This window comes from Vibrio ziniensis (assembly GCF_011064285.1).
Lineage (GTDB): Bacteria > Pseudomonadota > Gammaproteobacteria > Enterobacterales > Vibrionaceae > Vibrio > Vibrio ziniensis.
This window is the reverse complement of the sequence record NZ_CP049331.1, coordinates 3,044,666-3,060,759: the sequence shown is the minus strand read 5'-3', so window position 1 is coordinate 3,060,759 and position 16,094 is coordinate 3,044,666. Positions and strand designations below refer to the sequence as shown.

18 protein-coding genes and 1 pseudogene are annotated in these 16,094 nt (G+C 44.3%); 8 read left to right on the top strand and 11 right to left on the bottom strand.

The genetic code is table 11. The features are described 5' to 3' along the window. Positions 1–72 precede the first annotated feature (72 nt). A complete protein-coding gene (locus G5S32_RS14185; protein ID WP_165312567.1) occupies positions 73–939 on the bottom strand; it encodes a YicC/YloC family endoribonuclease in 867 nt (288 codons plus the stop codon). A 220-nt stretch (positions 940–1,159) separates the two neighbouring features. Between G5S32_RS14185 and rph the strand changes: the two genes are divergently transcribed. Beyond that, positions 1,160–1,876, top strand: a complete 717-nt coding sequence (gene rph, locus G5S32_RS14180; protein WP_165312566.1) for a ribonuclease PH — start codon at positions 1,160–1,162, stop codon at positions 1,874–1,876. A gap of 231 nt (positions 1,877–2,107) precedes the next feature. Next, positions 2,108–2,755, top strand: coding sequence for an orotate phosphoribosyltransferase (pyrE, locus tag G5S32_RS14175; protein ID WP_165312565.1), 648 nt, complete (start codon positions 2,108–2,110; stop codon positions 2,753–2,755). Positions 2,756–2,820: 65 nt separating this feature from the next. Here pyrE and G5S32_RS14170 read toward each other — a convergent pair whose 3' ends face one another. The 5 genes from G5S32_RS14170 to coaBC form a co-directional block, all read right to left on the bottom strand. Next, entirely contained in the window at positions 2,821–3,099 is a 279-nt protein-coding gene (locus tag G5S32_RS14170) for a helix-turn-helix domain-containing protein (protein WP_165312564.1), read from the bottom strand. Continuing rightward, complete coding sequence (locus G5S32_RS14165) at positions 3,071–3,415, bottom strand: type II toxin-antitoxin system RelE/ParE family toxin (RefSeq protein ID WP_165312563.1); 345 nt, start codon at positions 3,413–3,415, stop codon at positions 3,071–3,073. The genes G5S32_RS14170 and G5S32_RS14165 overlap by 29 nt, the downstream gene beginning before the upstream one ends. A 194-nt stretch (positions 3,416–3,609) precedes the next feature. Continuing rightward, positions 3,610–4,575, bottom strand: a complete 966-nt coding sequence (lpxL, locus tag G5S32_RS14160; protein WP_165312562.1) for an LpxL/LpxP family Kdo(2)-lipid IV(A) lauroyl/palmitoleoyl acyltransferase — start codon at positions 4,573–4,575, stop codon at positions 3,610–3,612. Between the two features lie 9 nt (positions 4,576–4,584). Beyond that, positions 4,585–5,175: a nucleoid occlusion factor SlmA gene (gene slmA, locus G5S32_RS14155; protein WP_165312561.1), complete on the bottom strand. Its 591-nt coding sequence runs from the start codon at positions 5,173–5,175 to the stop codon at positions 4,585–4,587. A gap of 164 nt (positions 5,176–5,339) precedes the next feature. Further along, positions 5,340–6,578: a bifunctional phosphopantothenoylcysteine decarboxylase/phosphopantothenate--cysteine ligase CoaBC gene (gene coaBC / locus G5S32_RS14150; protein ID WP_165312560.1), complete on the bottom strand. Its 1,239-nt coding sequence runs from the start codon at positions 6,576–6,578 to the stop codon at positions 5,340–5,342. 205 nt (positions 6,579–6,783) lie between these two features. Here coaBC and G5S32_RS14145 point away from each other — a divergent pair, with 205 nt between their 5' ends. From G5S32_RS14145 to mutM, 6 genes are all read left to right on the top strand, one after another. After that, positions 6,784–8,463 carry a methyl-accepting chemotaxis protein gene (locus G5S32_RS14145; protein WP_165312559.1) on the top strand — a complete coding sequence of 560 codons (1,680 nt, stop codon included), beginning with the start codon at positions 6,784–6,786 and terminating at the stop codon, positions 8,461–8,463. A 128-nt stretch (positions 8,464–8,591) separates the two neighbouring features. Further along, complete coding sequence (gene radC / locus G5S32_RS14140; protein WP_165312558.1) at positions 8,592–9,266, top strand: RadC family protein; 675 nt, start codon at positions 8,592–8,594, stop codon at positions 9,264–9,266. Between the two features lie 452 nt (positions 9,267–9,718). After that, entirely contained in the window at positions 9,719–9,955 is a 237-nt protein-coding gene (rpmB, locus tag G5S32_RS14135) for a 50S ribosomal protein L28 (RefSeq protein ID WP_165312557.1), read from the top strand. Between the two features lie 13 nt (positions 9,956–9,968). Beyond that, complete coding sequence (gene rpmG / locus G5S32_RS14130; RefSeq protein WP_002535344.1) at positions 9,969–10,136, top strand: 50S ribosomal protein L33; 168 nt, start codon at positions 9,969–9,971, stop codon at positions 10,134–10,136. 412 nt (positions 10,137–10,548) lie between these two features. Beyond that, positions 10,549–11,028 (top strand): hypothetical protein, encoded by a 480-nt coding sequence (locus G5S32_RS14125; RefSeq protein WP_165312556.1) that lies wholly within the window; start codon positions 10,549–10,551, stop codon positions 11,026–11,028. A 117-nt stretch (positions 11,029–11,145) separates the two neighbouring features. Continuing rightward, complete coding sequence (gene mutM, locus G5S32_RS14120; protein ID WP_165312555.1) at positions 11,146–11,955, top strand: bifunctional DNA-formamidopyrimidine glycosylase/DNA-(apurinic or apyrimidinic site) lyase; 810 nt, start codon at positions 11,146–11,148, stop codon at positions 11,953–11,955. Between the two features lie 71 nt (positions 11,956–12,026). Here mutM and G5S32_RS14115 read toward each other — a convergent pair. The 5 genes and pseudogenes from G5S32_RS14115 to G5S32_RS14095 all read right to left on the bottom strand — a co-directional run. Then, positions 12,027–12,164 (bottom strand): annotated as a pseudogene (locus tag G5S32_RS14115) (lipopolysaccharide A protein); the annotation flags it as partial. 118 nt (positions 12,165–12,282) lie between these two features. Continuing rightward, the gene (locus G5S32_RS14110; RefSeq protein WP_165312554.1) at positions 12,283–12,852 is read right to left on the bottom strand and encodes a YrbL family protein; all 570 of its coding nucleotides are present in this window, start codon (positions 12,850–12,852) and stop codon (positions 12,283–12,285) included. A gap of 445 nt (positions 12,853–13,297) precedes the next feature. Further along, a complete protein-coding gene (locus G5S32_RS14105; RefSeq protein ID WP_165312553.1) occupies positions 13,298–14,545 on the bottom strand; it encodes a flagellar biosynthesis protein FlhF in 1,248 nt (415 codons plus the stop codon). A gap of 26 nt (positions 14,546–14,571) precedes the next feature. Next, on the bottom strand, positions 14,572–15,057 hold the full coding sequence (gene coaD / locus G5S32_RS14100; protein ID WP_165312552.1) for a pantetheine-phosphate adenylyltransferase: 486 nt from the start codon (positions 15,055–15,057) through the stop codon (positions 14,572–14,574). Next, entirely contained in the window at positions 15,047–16,093 is a 1,047-nt protein-coding gene (locus tag G5S32_RS14095; RefSeq protein ID WP_165312551.1) for a glycosyltransferase family 4 protein, read from the bottom strand. The genes coaD and G5S32_RS14095 overlap by 11 nt, the downstream gene beginning before the upstream one ends. Position 16,094: the final 1 nt, after the last annotated feature.

Sequence of the window (16,094 nt, the reverse complement as noted above, 5' to 3'; positions counted from 1 at the left end):
TCTCTGATCTACATTGCCCATTTAACGGGGCTTTAAGAGTGATTTGGAATCCAGTGGAAACAATAGAAAACCTTATTCTATGTTCTGAATTTGTTCACGCATTTGCTCGATAAGCACTTTCAGTTCAACACCAGAAGCGGTGATATCGGTGCTGATCGATTTAGATGCTAGTGTGTTGGATTCACGGTTGAACTCTTGCATCATGAAGTCCAGTTTACGGCCGCAAGCACCGCCTTTCTTCATCACATTGCGAGCTTCTTTGACGTGCGAGTCTAAGCGGTCTAGCTCTTCAGCAACATCGGATTTTTGCGCCAGTAGGATCAGCTCTTGCTCAACACGAGTCGGGTCCAATTCAACTTTTGCTTCTTCAAACTTATTAAACAGGCGATCACGTTGCCATTGCAGAATTTCCGGCATACGTGCGCGCACTTTAACCACTTCATCGCTGATCGCAACAAGACGTTGCTCAATCAGTTCTTTCATGTTTTCGCCTTCGCGAGCGCGAGCATCGATGAATTCTTTTACCGCTTCGTCGAATGCTTCAAGCAGAGTTTGGTTAATAACGTCCATATCTTGCTCTGGAGTTTCCATCACGCCCGGCCATTGCATCACTTGGAATGGATTAATGCGTGTTAGCTCGCCAGTCATGTGCATCACTTGGCCTGCCGCTTTAATCACTTGGTGTGCCAGTGCTTCGTTGATTCTTAGCTCACTTTGCGCTGCTGGATTCGCTTCAAAACGTAGGTTACATTCGACTTTACCGCGCGCTAAACTCTGACGAAAACGCTCACGCAATACAGGTTCTAGGCTACGAAACTGTTCAGGTAAGCGGAAGTAGGTTTCGAGGTAGCGTTGGTTTACCGAACGAATTTCCCATACGGCGCTGCCCCAATCGCCTTTGACTTCTTTGCGTGCATACGCAGTCATACTGTAAATCATCAGTGTTTCCTTGGTATTAAGCTGATTAATTAGCGCTAATAATAGCATACAAATCTTGCAGATAGGTGAGCGCTCATCTCGTTGTTGAAAATCCAAACCTAGGAACTGAATCAGATTTCCTATATAATCTTCGCCCAATAAATTTCGGTTACCGGCTGAGTTTTTTACGGACTTAGTTTCATTAACACCGCTTTGTTTCCACAACACAGGTAGATAGCGTATGCGTCCAGACAATCGTGCTGCAGATCAAGTTCGTCCAATTAAAATCACTCGTCAGTACACGGCATATGCAGAAGGCTCTGTGTTAGTTGAATTTGGCAATACTAAAGTGCTGTGCAACGCGAGCGTTGAAGAGGGCGTGCCACGCTGGTTGAAAGGCCAGGGTAAAGGTTGGGTAACGGCGGAATACGGCATGTTGCCACGCGCAACGCACTCACGTACTCGTCGTGAAGCAACTAGCGGTAAGCAGGGCGGTCGTACTATGGAAATCCAACGTCTGATTGCACGTAGCTTACGTGCGGTTGTTGATTTGGAAGCAATGCCAGAAGTGATGATTACCGTTGACTGTGATGTTATCCAAGCGGACGGTGGTACTCGTACTGCTTCAATCACTGGTGCCAGTGTGGCGCTAGCAGACGCGTTCACTAAGTTGGTTGCTGATGGCCGTCTGAAAAAGAACCCAATGAAAGGTCATGTTGCAGCCGTATCTGTAGGCATTCTAGGTGATGAGGTACTTTGTGACCTTGAGTATGTCGAAGATTCAGCAGCGGATACCGACATGAACGTTGTTATGACGGAAGAAGGTAAGATGATCGAAATCCAGGGTACAGCGGAAGGCGAACCGTTTAGCCACGAACAGCTACTTGATCTGCTTGCCGTTGCCAAGAAAGGCATTGCCGATATCGTTCAGGTTCAGAAGGCAACGTTAGAAAATTGATTTTATAGCTCCCATATGGGGGCTATTTTTTTATATGGAGCATCGCTCTTAGTTCTCCCCCTTATGAAGGGGGAGTTAGAGGGGGTGCTTTCACTGAAGTTGTCGCAACTGATGAAGTTTCAGTGGAGTAACCCCACCCAGCTTCCCCTTGAAAAGGGGAGGAGAAAGATAGCACCTCCCTTTTATAAGGGAAGGCGTTAAAGCTTGTTATTAATTGATAGAGAGAAAGAGATGAAAGCATACCAGCGTGAATTTATAGAGTTTGCCCTTGAGAAACAGGTGCTGAAATTTGGTGAGTTTACTTTGAAATCAGGCCGTAAGAGCCCATATTTTTTTAATGCTGGTCTGTTTAATACTGGTCGTGATTTGGCGCGTCTGGGCCGTTTCTATGCGGCTGCTCTAGTGGATTCTGGTATTGATTACGATGTGTTGTTTGGTCCTGCATACAAAGGTATTCCAATCGCAACTACTACGGCTGTTGCTTTAGCGGATCACCATGATGTGGATACACCATACTGTTTTAACCGTAAAGAAGCGAAAGACCACGGTGAAGGCGGCAACTTGGTTGGTAGCCCACTGGTAGGTCGTATTATGCTAGTGGATGACGTAATCACTGCCGGTACTGCGATTCGTGAATCAATGGAAATCATCAAGGCGAACGGTGCTGACTTAGCGGGCGTATTGGTAGCGATTGACCGTCAAGAGAAAGGTAAAGGCGAGCTGTCTGCAATCCAAGAAGTTGAACGTGACTTCGGTTGCGCGGTGGTATCAATCGTGAGCTTGACTGATCTTGTGACTTATCTTGAAGAGAAAGGCACGAACAACGAGCATTTAGATGCCGTGAAAGCTTATCGCGCAGAGTATGGTATTGGCGCTTAATTGAGTTGAATTCGTTCCCATAAATCTTCACTTATGGGGACGTTTAATCAAAGCCAGATTCAGTATTAGGCATGTGTAAAGCTAAGACTAAGTTCGCAACCACATGCTTGTGCATACTTCATCAAAGTTTTTATGGTCGGGTTTCCGGTTCCTTGCTCTAATCTGGAGATATTCGATTCTCTAGTGCCCATCCGCTCAGCAACTTGTAACTGTGTAAGGCCAGCAGATGCGCGCATAGCAAGTAGAGTGCTGATAAGTTTAAACTCAGCTTCTAAAGAGTCATATTCAGCTTTTACTTCAGTATTCTCTAATGATTTATTTTTTAGAGATTGTAATCCACTCATATTTCACCTCTTTCATTCGATTTTTGGCCAATTTGATGTCTTTATTTGGCGTCTTAAGGCTCTTTTTAACAAAAGCATGAAGAATTATGATATTTCGGCCATCTCGGTAGCAAAATAAACCTCTGGCTATACCTTCTTGCGCTTTTGCTCGAATCTCAAATAAACCTTCACCCATCGCTTTAGTATGCGGCTCGCCAAGATCGGCTCCGTAATCCTCAATTAGCTCAAGCAACCTTATTATTCGTGCTTGAATTTTAGGAGGCATTGATAAAATTGTTTGTTCAACGCCATCATAAAACTCAATTCTCCAACTCATCGTTGTATACCTATTTTTAGGATAATAGGTATTCGATATTATCGTATATGATAAGTTTGATGAGATCAAAAGGTGTGAAGTGTCCCGACATCTAGATTGAATGACGTTTGGTATAGGTGTGTATTTGGAAAACTGGGCTGTGAAGATAAGATACCAGTGAGATATCTTGCTCACTGGTATGAAATTAAAGTTTCTTACTTATACCGAATCCCTTTGGGAACATTCGGATCTTGCATGGTCTTAAAACGTTTGTGTAGCCACATCCACTGAGTTGGCGCACGCATAATTAGCATTTCCACGTACTTATTCATATAAGCCGCTGCTGCTTTCTCGTCTTTTTGTGGATAATTCTCTTCAACCGATACGTTAGCAATAATTTCGTATTTGCCGTCTTGATTGCGGAAGCCAGAACCCATCACAATCGCACATTTACTGGCGTACGCGAGAATGCTCGTTCCCGTCGTGGTACATGCGTCTTCTACAGCGAAGAAAGGGACAAAAACAGATTTGTTACGGCCATAATCATGGTCAGGTAAGTAAAACAGCAACTCACCCTGACGCATCACGCGAATCATCTTTTTCAAATCTTTACGGTCAACCAACTGGTTGCTGTTATGGGTGCGTCCCCAACACTGAATAAAGTTATAGGCAGGGTTACTGTGCGGACGAAAAACACCAAAGCCCTGAATACCTGTTTGCAGTACCGCAAAAGCGCGCGCGGTAATTTCTAAGTTCAGCGCATGGACACAGCACAGCAAAACGCCTTTTTTCTTGGCTTTGTACTCATAAAGCAAGTCGATATCTTTAGCGATAACCAAACGTTTAAAACGCCAAGTTGGCCAAAACCAGGTAATACCCGTTTCGATTAATGCCAGCCCAGTATTTTTAAAGTTATCGACGACCATCGCTTCAACTTCTTCAGCACTCTTGTCTGGAAAAGCCAGTTCTAAGTTACGTCGAGTGATGTGCGCGCGGCTTTTGCCAAAACGCATCCCAAGTAATCCCAAACCACGCCCTATTCTGAACAGCAAAGAGTAAGGAAGCACATTTACCACGAATGCAAGCGACCCAAAGCCCAGCCATACAGACCAGTATTTGGGGTGCAACAAAGAAAGGGTAAATTGAGGTTTGATGAACTTGTCTTGCGTCGCTTGCTTCATAGTCATTTCTTAATCAATTTGCGCACTGAGTAATGCCCAATACTCGTCGAAGTTTGCCGTTGGTAAGTACTTAAAGTCTGAACGAACAAAACGGTTCAAACTGCCTTCAACTTGGCCTAATAGCTGGGCGGCTAATGTTTTCTCGTCAACGGGGAATGATTTTCCTTCACGGATCTTACGTTCACGCAGAATTTGGCGTAGGGACGTTTCAATCCGTTCAAACAGTTGATTAATTCTGTCACGTAGACGTTCGTTTTCAAACATTAAAGCATGACCAGACAAGATTCTTGTCAAGCCAGGGTTACGTTCTGAGAATGCAAGGATAAGCTGCATCACTAATCGAATACGATTAAGCGTGTCTTTCTCTTCATCAATGATACGGTTAATGCGTGACATTAATGATTCTTCGATAAATTCGATAAGACCCTCGAACATACGCGCCTTACTTGGGAAGTGGCGATATAACGCCGCCTCAGAAACGCCGACTTGAGCGGCAAGTTTGGCGGTAGTGATGCGAGAGGCACCTTCGTTTGACTCAAGCATTTCAGCAAGAGCTTGGAGAATTTCTTCGCGGCGATTGGTTTTTTTATTGCCGGCCATAACCCGTATCTTCCTTCTGGTTATCACTGCTAGTAACGAAGTAACGGTTGATTGGAATAGACACCATTACCTCGCCAAATGTTTTTATTCTTCCTTCCCCTTAAAAAGGGCGGTGTCAGACTTGTACCTAAGAGCCTGTCATCGGAGGGAGAATTCAAAATAGCTTATTTAAGCTTGTCGTTAATCAGTAGCATTAAAGAGCGAGCAAGCTCAGTTTTACTTGCTAAAGGCAAGGCTTGCTGTCCTTGCGACCAAAAGACGGTCAATGCGTTGTCATCGCTATTAAAACCTTGTCCTTCAACGGACACGTCATTGGCGCAAATCATGTCTAGTTTTTTATTGGTTAATTTACCACGAGCGTACTGCTCAACATTTTGCGTTTCTGCTGCAAAGCCAACGGTAAATGGGCGTTTGTTACTCAATGCAGCCACTGAAGCGACGATATCTGGGTTTTTCACCATAGTAATGGTCAGCGTATCGCTATCACCTGTTTTCTTAATTTTCTGCTCGGCTACGTGTTCCGGGCGGTAATCAGCAACGGCGGCACAAGCAATAAAGACGTGATGCTCCGTTGCATGTTGCATCACCACTTGGTGCATATCAAGCGCACTTTCCACGTTAATGCGATTCACGAGCGCAGGCGTTGCCAAATTGACAGGCCCTGAAACTAAGGTGACATCCGCACCCATCTGGGCGGCAGCGTCAGCGATGGCATAGCCCATTTTCCCAGAGCTGTGATTGCTCACGTAGCGTACCGGATCTAGCGCTTCGCGTGTTGGTCCTGCCGTGATAAGTACACGTTTACCTTCTAATGGTTTTTCAGTAGAAAGTGTTTTTTCAGTAGATAGTGGTTTCGGACCAAAGAAGGTCTCGCAGTGATGAACGAGCTCCATCGGTTCTAACATGCGGCCTTTACCCACATCGCCACACGCTTGTTGGCCGGAAGCGGGTCCCCAAATCATTGCTCCACGACGGGCAAGCGTCACAAGGTTTTCTTGAGTGGCAGGATTGCCATACATCTGCTGATTCATCGCAGGAGAAACCGCAACAGGTGCGTCGGTTGCCAACACTAGCGTGGTCAACAAATCATTACCCATACCTGCGGCCATGCGAGCAATAAGATCAGCGGTTGCTGGCGCAAGTAGTACCAAGTCAGCCCATTTTGCTAACTCGATATGACTCATTGATGCTTCAGCACTTGGATCAAGCAAGCTATAAGACACCGGATTACCGGAGACGGCCTGCATGGTAAGCGGTGTAATGAACTCTCTTGCTGCGTCGGTCATGACGACTTGCACTTGTGCGCCACGCTCAATTAAACGTCGCGTTAATTCTGCGCATTTGTAGGCAGCAATGCCGCCACTGATGCCAAGCAGAATTTTTTTTCCTGCCAAACTTTGCATTCTGGATTCCTCAAAAAATCTGCGGGTTATGTTAGCACAACTACTGGAATATGTATGAGCTGTGTCAAATAGAGCTTTAACACTAATCAAATATATGAGAGAGAGACTGCAATTTAGCTAAATTTACTTTTAGGTCGCACAAATGGCAGAGGATAATATCAAAGTTGTTATTAAAACCAATATATGTGAGCTGAGGTGGTGGTCTATGTTTCGAACGATGAGAAGTCGTACCAAGTTGTTGTTATTAACCGTGGTTCCGCTAGTGTTAATCACCAGTGCCAGTTCTATGGCCTACTACTGGATAGGTATGAACAACTTGCAGCAAGAGCTGTCTCAGTACCGCGAGCAGTTAGTCAACAATCGTAAACAAGAGTTAAAAGCCTATTTAATGATGGGCGTAACATCAATCAAGTCCCTTTACGATGCTGATAACAACGAAGAAAATAAAGCATTAGCGAAAGACATTCTAAAGTCGATGCGTTTTGAAAGTGATGGCTATTTCTTTGCCTATGACTCAAAAGGCGTCAACACTCTGCATGCGATGAACTCTTCTCTGGAAGGTAAAAATCTGTACGGTCTGAAAGACGAAAACGGCGTTGCGGTTATCGCTGGGTTGATTGACGCCTCTAAAAGTGGTGATGGGTTCTTATACTTCTCTTGGCAAAAGCCTTCTCTTAAAGCTCAGGCACCGAAACTGGGTTACGCTGAATACCTACCAAAATGGGATTGGGTACTAGGTACCGGTATTTACATCGACGATATAGACCATCAGTTGGCAGAGCACAAAAAACAACGTTTAGCTGCGCTGTATGATCAAACTTACTCAGCGGTGGGCTTTTCTTTACTAGGGCTATTGATCACCAGCGTTATCGTTAGCCTATTGGTGGCTCGTGGTGTGGCGCCATTGCAGCATATCGTTAGCTCGCTAAAAGATGTCGCGGCTGGTGGCGGTGACTTAACTGCACGTTTGAAAGTGGAAAGTCAGGATGAAATCGGTGAAGTGGCAAAAGCCTTTAACGATTTTATGGACAAACTTCATCCGATGATCGCAGACATTCGTCGCTCTGCCGATGAAGTCGGTAGCGCAGCACAAGAGTTGGATAAACAAACCACTAAGTCTAGCCAGCAGATGAATGCTCACTGTCTTGAAACCGATAAAGTGGTTACTGCGGTCACTGAGATGAGTGCGACTTCGCGTGAAGTCGCAAATAACACCAACTCAACCGCACAAGCGATTGAATCGGCAAATCAACAAATTATTGCAGCGCAAAGGGAAGTGAACCTTGCCATCGACGGTATTGGTGCTCTGGTGAATGAGGTTGATCTGACCTCTGATGCTATAGAAGAGTTAAGCCAGCAAACCAGTAAGATCACGCAGGTTCTTAAAGTGATTGGCGACATTGCAGATCAAACCAACCTGCTAGCTCTGAATGCTGCGATAGAAGCGGCGCGAGCTGGCGAACAAGGGCGTGGTTTTGCTGTAGTGGCTGACGAAGTTCGTTCGTTAGCTAGCAGAACTCAAAACAGCACCAAAGAAATCAGCAGCATGATTGACGCGTTGCAGCAAGGTGTAAGCAAAGCCGTGACCAGCATGAATGCCAGCCAAGAACGGGGTGAGAAGACTGCCTTAGAATCTGTGCAAATTAAAGAGACACTGTCAGGCATCTCACAAGCCGTATCTGTTATTCAGGATATGAGTACTCAAACCGCATCAGCAGCGGAGCAACAAAGTGCTGTGGCGGAAGAGATTAATCAAAACCTAGTGACGATTCAGCACATCGTTAATGATCTCAGTGACAACCTAAAATACTCGGAATCGATCAGCGGTCGTTTAACGCAGGCCGGTGGAAAAGTTGGAAGCTTGGTTGGACACTTTAAGGTTTAATTAACACTCTCCGTTCATACAATATTGAATTGATTCTAAAAATCCCCAAAGTCGGTTGCGATTTTGGGGATTTTTCAGTTCTGTATGCAAAAAATACTCAAGCCTGAAGAGTACATACAGGAGCTGAAATGAAGCGCAAATTCCTTCCCAACGATTCGATGCCACGCGAAAAACTGCTTGCTCGAGGTCCGCAAGCACTGTCTGATGTTGAGTTGCTCGCCATAGTGCTGCGTACAGGTACCCAAGGCATGAATGTGCTGGAACTGGCTGATGTCCTGTTGCGAGAGTTTGGTTCGCTGCGTGCTCTGTTCTCATCATCCAAAGATCAGTTTTGTCGGCATAAAGGGCTCGGAGAGGCTAAATATGTCCAATTACAGGCATCGCTAGAAATTACACAGCGCTATCTGGCTGAAACGCTCAAACGTGGAGATGCGTTAACCAGCCCTCAACAAACGCAGTTGTATCTATCCAGCGTGTTGCGCGACCGACAGAGGGAAGCATTCTATATCCTTTTTCTCGATAATCAGCATCGGGTGATACAGGATGAAATCTTATTTGAAGGCACCATTGATGCTGCGAGTGTTTACCCAAGGGAAGTGGTGAAGCGTGCCCTTCACTATAACGCTGCGGCGCTTATTTTGGCGCATAATCATCCTTCAGGAGTTGCGGAGCCGAGCCAATCAGATAGAAGGATCACAAATAGAATCTGTGATGCTTTAGCTTTAGTCGATATTCGTGTTCTCGACCATTTTGTTATCGGTGACGGAGAAATTGTTTCTTTTGCCGAGCGAGGATGGATTTGAACATTGATCTGCACTTTTTATTTGCTAGAGAGCTGAGTAATACATAGAAAATAAAGTGAAAGCCTTTATTACAACCGGTTATCTCCCTAGGATTAGGTTGGTCAAAATTGCAGCGCCACAGCTATCATTGTGTTTAAAAACAAGGCTTAAAAGAGATTTGATGATGATTTCGCCTGAATGCGTAAAAAATGCTTAGCTTTCTCTCGTTTTCTGGTATGATTCGCACACATTTTTTAACACTAATTCAGCTCGCCAGAGAAAAAAGATCAGCGAATCCTGCAAAAAGGATCTGTTCGGGTCTTGAGCAATGCATATCAAGTTAGTATAATGCGCGACCTTTGATAGCCTTGCGTGGATTTTCCATAGCGGTTTTTACCTCAGTTCATTTTGAGCATTAAGAGGTTCAGCCAGCAAGGTTGATATCGAGCTGAAACGATTTGGAGAAGACATTCATGTCCCGAGTATGCCAAGTAACTGGTAAGCGTCCAGTAACGGGTAACAACCGTTCACACGCAAAAAATGCTACTAAGCGTCGTTTTCTGCCGAACCTACAAACTCATCGTTTCTGGGTAGAGAGCGAAAAACGTTTTGTTAAACTACGTCTAACTGCTAAAGGCATGCGTATCATCGACAAGAAAGGCATCGACGCTGTTCTTGTTGACATTCGTGCACGTGGCGAAAACGTTTAAGAGGAATTAGGCAATGGCTAAAGGCATTCGTGAGAAAATTCGTCTAGTATCATCTGCTGGTACTGGTCACTTCTACACTACTGACAAAAACAAGCGCAACATGCCAGGCAAATTTGAGATCAAAAAGTTTGATCCAGTAGTTCGCCAGCACGTTATGTACAAAGAAGCTAAAATCAAGTAATTGATTTACTCCTTTAAAGTAGTAAGAAAACCCAGCCTATATGGTTGGGTTTTTTCTTTTCTGCACTATAGAACACTTCCCCATTTGAAGGGGAGATACCATATTTCTCCTTCAAATGGGGAGGTTGGGTGGGGGTGCTTTCACCGCACTTAATTAAGATTGCAGTGATTAATAAGTTCAGTGGACTTCAACTCCCTCTAGCTATAGTAGTCCACTAAAATGGCCCTTATCTGAGGGGGAGCTAGAGGGGGTTGATGTCATTGCTTTACCTCTTCGCCAACCAAATCACGTTTACTTCATTCGTTGTTATTCATCCGTTGTTAAATGTTTCGAGATACCAGCTTTCGCTGGAATGACGAAGCTAGGCCTCTCTGTTATCCTATAGAAGTCTACATGCTACTAAGGATAGCTCATGCGTGTTGCTCCTCATCGTCGTCGTCGGTGGAACAATATTCTCATTTTGGCGGTCGTGTTGTTTATCGGGGTATTAAACCTACCTACGGTGATTAAGACCTATTTCATGCAGCCGCCTGTTGCGACTCAGTACCCAACGCTTCTTAATCCAAATTGGCAGTTACAGGCCATGCATTTTTCTCATTTATCATTAGAAAAAAATCAGGGGCGTTGGCGAGCGACGCCACCCAGTGAAATTGCGCCTGAAACGTTAGTTGAGCGGTGGAAGTTGCTTGTTGGAACAGAAGTCGATGACGCAACATACCAATCATTTCAGTCAATGCTACGCAGCCCACAAACGGTTGAAGTGTGGTATTCCGATCGCGAAGAACCACAAAGGATCACCTTTTATCAAACACCCCGTTTTTGGCTGTTTAAAAACTGGCAAGACAAATGGATAGCGATTTCGGTAGAGAAAGGGTATTTGTTACCTGAGTAGTAATAGGTCTTTGCTCCTCCCCCTTCGCAAGGGGGAGAACCAAGAGCAAAATACCTTCTCAATTTCTAACTAAGAGTCAGTTAGAAAAGGGGAGGAGTAAAGATAACAAGGAGCCATATGCCAGAGTTACCAGAAGTTGAAGTGAGCCGTATGGGCATTTCTCCTCATCTAGTGGGACAGACAGTACAGTCAATCGTGTTTCGTACACCGAAACTGCGTTGGGATATTCCGGCAGATCTCAAGTTGATGGAAGGGCTCGTAATACGCTCTATCTCTCGACGAGCCAAATACTTATTGATTGAAACAGAGAAAGGAACGGCAATCGTACACTTGGGTATGTCTGGATCACTGCGAGTGCTGGATGGTTTTATTGCCGCAGGTAAACACGATCACGTTGATCTGACTCTGAGTAATGGTAAGGTTTTACGCTATAACGATCCTCGCCGCTTTGGCGCTTGGCTTTGGTCTCCTGTTGGGGAATCTCACACCGTATTAGCCAATATTGGCCCTGAACCGTTAACAGACGCATTTACTGCGGATTACATGCTAGAGAAAGCGAAAAGTAAGCGTATCGCCGTTAAGCAGTTCATTATGGAAAACAAAATTGTGGTAGGAGTGGGGAACATCTACGCCAGTGAGTCGCTATTTGCCGCGAAAATCCATCCACTACGCCCTGCGAACTCACTTAAACTGGATGAGTGGCAAAGCTTGGTAACAGAAATAAAAAGCGTATTAAAAACCGCCATCGCACAAGGTGGAACTACGCTGAAGGATTTCGCTCAAGTCGATGGTAAACCCGGGTATTTTGCTCAAGAGTTGCAAGTGTATGGCAAAGCTAAACAGCCTTGCCCAGCCTGTGGCGAAGCGATTACTGATCTAAAAATAGGGCAGAGAAATACCTTTTTTTGTTCTCTCTGCCAAAAGTAGCGAGAGCCGACTTAACTTAGTCGGCTAGCTTTTAGCTGCAAAGAGAGAAATATTGTTGTGCTACAAGCAGCCTCAGCTTGCTCAGGATGGGCGAAGTAATAGTCCATTTTTTCCATCAAATCAGAAAAATCGTCTTTCACTTCAACGTAATGGATACCCGCCTGCAACTTACCTTCAATAAACCAAGTTTCGTTTTTTATCTTAGGTGTGCACTTACCCCATCAACGTAATATTGATGGGGGCGTTAGAGTAAGTCATCCATTGAAAATATAGTAGTGAGCTTCTTTTCATAAAGAGACTTAGAACGATTGGTCTCTATTAGATAAATTATTGCATCACATAATTTTGCAAGATTCTCGGCCATTTGGCTTTAATCTTTTTACGTGCGTACCATTTAATGTTACTTAGCAGCATTAATTTCCAGCCATAGTTTCGGCTACCTAACCCATCAATGACTTTGAGTAGATAGCCGGATTCAGTGCGTTGCAACAATATTTGGTCTTTATTGCAGTCACCAATATATATAGCGTGCTCAAGTAAGTACTGATTTAATTCGTCCAGCAATGATTTGGCTTGTTGAGAGCAAATAATCTGCTGTTCAATCGCCTTATCAAAGCGTATTGATGGGGTGCCATCAAAGTCAACGATGCGCTTAAATACCAGCCCTTGCCCTTGGTCTGTCTCAACTGTGCCATAGAATTTGGCAATATGAGTAAAAGGCACTGAGCGGCGTTTTAGACTAGATAGATAATAATTTTCTATCTTATTTTGGCTGCGATGAATTACGCCAGGAATATTAACCTTAATACATTTCGCAGCATCTTCAGGATGGATAACGCACATACGTTCGTTTCCTTGCCCGATTTTTAATTTTTCGTCGATTTGTATTTGTACCATAGGATTATAACTTGAATAGATTCCCTAATACGTCAGTCACTTGCATTGAGTGACCCCTAATAATTTAAACAAGTAATGAAATATCGGTTGAACTCTTAACTTGAGTACTCGATGTCTAATTAAAGATATCGGCGCTACAGCTGAATTCTTGATTATTTAGTGGGAATATTCCTACTTGTTGCAGGTAGATTACTTTAGGATGAATTTTTTAGGAATTATTTTTTTTAGCAACAATTTGTTCTTTTGATGGATGTCGCTGTCCAAAAGTTGTTACGCAGTACCAATGACGAGATTGGCTTATATGCATCTTGTTTTATTTTGGCTAGAGTGTTTATGAAGTTAACTGTTTGATACAAAAGTATTTGTTAAGTAACCGCCGAACCTTTGAGGTTCGGCGCGCCATTTGTGCAGATTATTTTGATAATTGAAGCAGAAGGTAAAAATATCAGAACCGCATATTCTTTAGTAATGTTTCGGTTTCATGTAACGAGTGACTGTTATTAATATAAACAAACAGAGGCGCATCCAGTTTATAACCGAGTTCGAAATAATCGTGTCGCAAATGATCAACGGCGTGCTCAGACAACTCTTGTTTGCGTGCCAAAATAACACTGGCTGGCGCATCTAGTTGAATGTAAGCACGTGGAGTCGGACACCAGCGAATACGGTTTTTAGCATCTGGATGCTGCACGACTTCTTTATCGAGAAAACGAGTGCCCGTCACTAATAAATCGGGATAGTAACGATCGATTAATTTGAGTTTGCCTAACCCCAGAGTCAGTCCTCGTAAATAGCCGTTAACCAGAGCAATATTGAAGAGTTTGCTTGATTGCAAATCATCGTATTGGTTCTTAGCCAACTTAAACCCTATGGCTTTATTGAGTGACTTTTTATTAAGGGTGCGGAGAATACTGTAAGTAATACTTTTGCGAAATAGCTTCTTAAACCGGTAGTACTTTCCTTGAACTGAGGTTGCGATGTTATCAATGACGGTGGTTTTACCTACGCCATCAGGACCAACGATAGCAATAAACTTTCGCTGTTTTCGAATGTCCTGTTTGAATCTAAAGTGACTTTTTTTCAGTCGATGGGCCAGTGAATAGTTGATTAACCCCATTGCTTGTAGCTTTTGATTGGCTTGTTCCATAACTTCAGGTGAAGGGTTATTAATCCACTCTAGCGTCTGTGTTTCGAGCCCGTTCAGTTGCTGGTAGTAAGCCAATCGTTGCTTGACCTCTTCAGCATCTAACGATTTCTTCTTCGATTTGAGGTGTGACAAATAGAAGGTCGCTGCGAAATCGGCAGTGAACGAAGCCTGTCCTTGCTCATCAAATGTAATCAGTCCCTTTTCCAGCAAGCTATCGACGCTAATGGCAGAACCTTTTTTGATATTGGATGCTTTGATATCCAGTTCGGTCCAAATATCCATCAGCACGCTTTGCTCCCCGCTATGAGAAAAGAGAGTCAGTTCTAGCTTATCCAAACGGTGCCGTTTGATGGCGAAAGAGTGGCGAGTATCTGCACACGCTTGATGCACAATTGTGAAGAAATATTCGACATCGTTAGGGTGTAGCAATAGATCAAAATCGCCTTGATAGATCTCAGGTTCACTGATTGGTTTTGGGCGAATAAACACCAAAGGGCGAGTATTATCGCTAAATTGAGTGAAGATAGTTTGGATTAATTCGACCATGAGCTATGCCTGATATAATAGGTGATTTATTTTTGAGCCATTTTAGCGTTGATGGCTTGATGAACGACTTGAGGTACAAACGCGTCAATATTTCCGCCATGGATCGCCACTTCGCGAACTATGGTTGAAGACAAGAACGCATACTCTTCGGCCGGAGTTAAAAATATGCTTTCTAACCCAGGAAGCAGACGGCGATACATAGTGGTTAAGCCGAACTCATATTCGAAGTCGACGGTAGTCCGCAAGCCTCTAATTAAAATATTGGCTTTTTCATCGCGAGCAAAATCAACCAATAAACCGCTAAAGCCTTTGGTGGAGACATTAGCAAACTGCTGTGTCGCTTGTTTTACCAGTTCCACTCGTTCTTCGAGAGTGAACATGGTGTTCTTAGAAGGACTGGCGGCCACCGCAATGATCACTTCATCGAACATACTGGCAGCGCGCTGAATAATATCCAGATGCCCATTGGTTAATGGATCAAACGTGCCGGGATAGATTACTTTATTCGCCATGATGTGCTGAAACCTGTTGGTAAATCTCTTGATAGAGCATGGCCGTATGCTCGATATAGAAATCTTTCAGTTTATGCTGTGCGCCGGCGACTAATTGTTCTCGACGCTGAGTATTTTCTACCATTTCCGCAATGGCGTTGGCGAGCGCGACACCATCACCGGGTGGAACTAACATGCCCGAAACGCCATCTTCGACAATATCAGGAATGCCACCAGTACGGCTGGCGACAACGGTTAAACCGGCATGCAATCCTTCTAAGATCACTGAACCCAGTCCTTCACTATAGGATGGGTGTACCATTAAATCTGCAGCCTTAAACCAACAGCCCATGTTGCTTTGTTTACCCATAAAGGAAACGTTAGTGAGATCGCTAGCCTGTTGTTCCAGCGATGGGCGCTCTTTGCCGTCACCGAGTAAAGCGAAGTGAACATGCGGTAGACGAGTTGCCAACTCACGTGCAGCTTTAATGGTGACATCGAAACCTTTGTGTTCAAGCATGTTTGCCGCATGAATGATAAGGAACTTATCAGAAAACTGTTCGCGAATAGCGGCGACTTGTGCTTCATCAACCGGATAGGCAACGGGAGAACTCGGGATTTTATGGATCGTTAGCTGTGGGTAAGCGTCTTTGATACGAGCAACGATCTCACCACTAAGGCCAATCAGCGCGCTAGCATGAGAATAGGCTTGATTTGCCAACCATTTTTTCTTTAGCGTGTTATCAATACGACGCGTCACTATATAAGGCACACCGTAAAGTTTGTGCTGGATCAGAGCCCAGTAAATCGCGCGTCCTTCATGCACATGAATGACATCGCAATTGGCGGTAATAGACTTACTGTGCGCTCGCAAATAATGTTTGGCGAGAACCAGCTTGCAGCCGCCAAGTTGTCGTATTGCTTGTGCAAATGGGCTTTTGGGATTGGCCACAACTGTCAGTTGATAACCCATCGCCTTATGTTGACGGATCAGAGCCAATGTCTGGTTTTCGCCACCGTGATAGCCAGATGCGAGATTCACATGACAGATTTTCATT